4 protein-coding genes are annotated in these 2,769 nt (G+C 44.3%); 2 read left to right on the forward strand and 2 right to left on the reverse strand.

The window, feature by feature from the left end; all coding sequences use genetic code 11:
• Positions 1-617: GMP synthase (glutamine-hydrolyzing) (locus NC238_14420; protein MCM1567101.1), on the forward strand; the 617-nt coding region annotated here is incomplete at its 5' end.
• Positions 618-962: 345 nt separating this feature from the next.
• Here the strand turns inward: NC238_14420 and NC238_14425 are convergent.
• Both NC238_14425 and NC238_14430 read right to left on the reverse strand, forming a co-directional pair.
• Positions 963-1,469: a DUF3231 family protein gene (locus NC238_14425; GenBank protein ID MCM1567102.1), complete on the reverse strand. Its 507-nt coding sequence runs from the start codon at positions 1,467-1,469 to the stop codon at positions 963-965.
• A gap of 91 nt (positions 1,470-1,560) precedes the next feature.
• On the reverse strand, positions 1,561-2,220 hold the full coding sequence (locus tag NC238_14430; GenBank protein MCM1567103.1) for a hypothetical protein: 660 nt from the start codon (positions 2,218-2,220) through the stop codon (positions 1,561-1,563).
• 160 nt (positions 2,221-2,380) lie between these two features.
• On the opposite strand from NC238_14430, the gene NC238_14435 reads away from it, so the two are divergent.
• Positions 2,381-2,769, forward strand: a 389-nt coding sequence (locus NC238_14435; protein MCM1567104.1) for a hypothetical protein, incomplete at its 3' end; no start/stop codon positions are given.

The following is a 2,769-nucleotide window of genomic DNA, read 5'->3' on the forward strand; positions in this document are numbered from 1 at the left end:
TTTTTGAAGACGAAGCGGCCAAACTGGGGGACGTCGACTTCCTGGTGCAGGGCACGCTGTACCCCGACGTGGTGGAGAGCGGCACGTCAACCGCCGCCGTGATTAAAAGCCACCATAATGTTGGCTGCCTGCCGGAGGACATGCGCTTCGAGCTGGTGGAGCCGCTGCGCTGGTTGTTTAAAGATGAAGTGAGGGTACTGGGCGAGGAGATGGGCCTGCCCGAGGAGGTCGTATGGCGCCAGCCGTTCCCCGGCCCCGGTATGGCGGTACGCATACTCGGCAGGATTACTCCAAAAAAAGTGGCTATAATTCAGGCCGCGGACGCTATAGTAGAGCAGGAAATACGTAAAGCCGGCCTTTACCGGCAGATCTGGCAGTCCTTCGCGGTGTTGCCGGACATGAAGAGCGTCGGCGTGATGGGGGACGAGCGTACTTACGCCCACACTGTGGTAATCCGGGCGGTAAACAGTGTAGACGCCATGACCGCGGACTGGGTGCGCCTGCCCTATGAGGTGCTTGAATCAATCTCATCGCGCATCGTCAGCGAAATCAAGGAGATCAACCGGGTGGTCTACGACATCACCTCCAAGCCCCCGGCGACAATAGAATGGGAGTAGGGTAAAGGGCTGATAAACCTTGATTTGTGAGGATTTTAATTGAATAAAGCCTTAGTACTGGTAGTTATGATTTCACTTATTTTTTAGTGATATCGTAGCCGCCAGTTTTTGTTATAAAAAGTTTTGCAGGGATTTGCAGCTATGCCACATCAATGAGTCGCAGTGAAAGTATGTAGAGGAAGGTACAAAATTAATGATTGAAAACCACTGGCTGGAAGAACCCCCCCCCCAGATTATTAAGTAGAAGCCCTCAAATTATGACAGAGTGATCATCAAAGATTTCAAAGGCATCGGTTTTTTAAAGCCGGGGGCGATGTTGTTTACTATCATGGAATATCCCTCCTTCTAGACATCATTTTTATTCAGCGGCGGCAAAACCAGCCAACCCTTGTTTTTCATCAATTTAAGCATTTTCCCGCCATACTGCACCAACTGCGTATGGTGCAGGGCAAAGAGTTGGGCAACATCTTCCCGGGTGCTTAAGCCGATGATCAGGCTGTTATCTGCCAAACTCATTTTAAGGTCATTGGAAATACAGTTGGCAATTTCCGCATCGGTAAACCTGGCCCCGGAGGGAATGGTATTTGGCTCACAATTTGTTTTGTCAGCAGGCGCCGGAGGCAGTTCAGCCCCGTTTTCCCTGAGCAGGTTTTCCATTGACTTGATTTCCGGCTCGATGATGTTTTGTGTTATGTCCTGGATAAACTTTTTTAGTTCTTTGCCTTCTGTGTGATTACTGAGCAGCTGGTACTTTACACGGCACCCCTTAGCCTTTAATAAATGGCTCCAGATATGGAAAACCTCACCGTAGTTGAGTGGTTCGCTATTCTGATTTCTAGACAATATGCCCATTATAAGACTCCTTTTAAATGTTTATTTATTATATTGCTTAAGAGGATGGTCAATAGCAAGGGGAAGAATTTACTTATGATCGAATTGTCGTCTACTTAAGTCCCTTCCTGACTTTAAACAAGTTCCAAGATATTGATGTGCTTGTCTCTAAATTTGGTTTGCTTTTAAATAAGTCTTCTTTCACCTGTAATTTTCTAAATATATCCACTAGCCATTTTGATACAGAGGCTATCAATAAATGGCTGATGAATAATATCAGGTAAGCTTTAAAGCCTCCTCCACCAGGGCCGGGCATAGTAATGTTAGTGGTTTGCAAAAGGGGCTTTACAATAAATCCAAAAATGAAGGCAGTAATAGTCGCGTACAAATAGAAATTTTTCTTATGGTTTAATGTCCACTGGTAAACCAGCATAAAAGTAACTGGGATCAGGGCGGCATCAAGCGCAAAGCTAATCGGATAAACAGGAATTAATCGATACGGATACGTCCACATTCCCAACATTGATGCAATAGTATCCGCGTATGAGTGCCAAATATGAACGCTAAAACCAAAAAACCCAAGGAGAAACATTCTTTTTCTGTCGATAAATAAGAATAATATAATTAGCGGTACAATTAACAATGCTGCCAACAACCAGAAATGCCAATCATTAAACGATGAATACTTATTCCAATATGTTATTGACGTGTTTGATAGTTCAATCTGTAGATCAACAATTCGGCTGAATTCTATTAATTGTTCATTTCCCATACAATCAAGTGACCTCATCTATTTTATGACCATATTATTTACGTATTTTCTCCAATCATGTAAGGATTATTTAATAAACATGTCAGCCATCAGGATATGCTGTATAATATTTTTGTAAGTTGGTTTAAAGGCAGGTAGAGCAATCAAGGTGGCAGCAAACATGATAGGCATATCGTTGGCTTACTTGCCCGGTAAAAATATTCAAGAAGTTTACCGGGTTTTTTTAAAACTGCAGGAAGAGTTCTCCCTGGAAGCTTGTGAACTTCACATGGAGTGCAGCCAGTTCGACTCTGCTTTTTACCATGCGGACGACAGTATCACGGAAGTTATTTCAGAGCTGCGCAATAAGGTCAGAATTATGGGGATGCACTTGCCCTACCTGGATTTGAACCTGTTATCAAATAATCCGCTGATTGAACAGTTTGCAGCAAATGTTTTCAAGCAGGCCATAAACAATGCGGCTGGCATGGGAGCTGATTATGTGGTTTTTCACGCCAGGGGTAACGAGGAGATTAATGGCGACAGACAGGCTGAGCTCAGGCGTTGGGC

It is taken from the genome of Dehalobacter sp., assembly GCA_023667845.1.
Lineage (GTDB): Bacteria > Bacillota > Desulfitobacteriia > Desulfitobacteriales > Syntrophobotulaceae > Dehalobacter.

Excerpts from the sequence above, each read along its gene's own strand:
- NC238_14425 (MCM1567102.1), bottom strand. The coding sequence starts at position 1,469 with ATGGGCATATTGTCTAGAAATCAGAATAGCGAACCACTCAACTACGGT.
- NC238_14430 (MCM1567103.1), bottom strand. The coding sequence starts at position 2,220 with ATGGGAAATGAACAATTAATAGAATTCAGCCGAATTGTTGATCTACAG.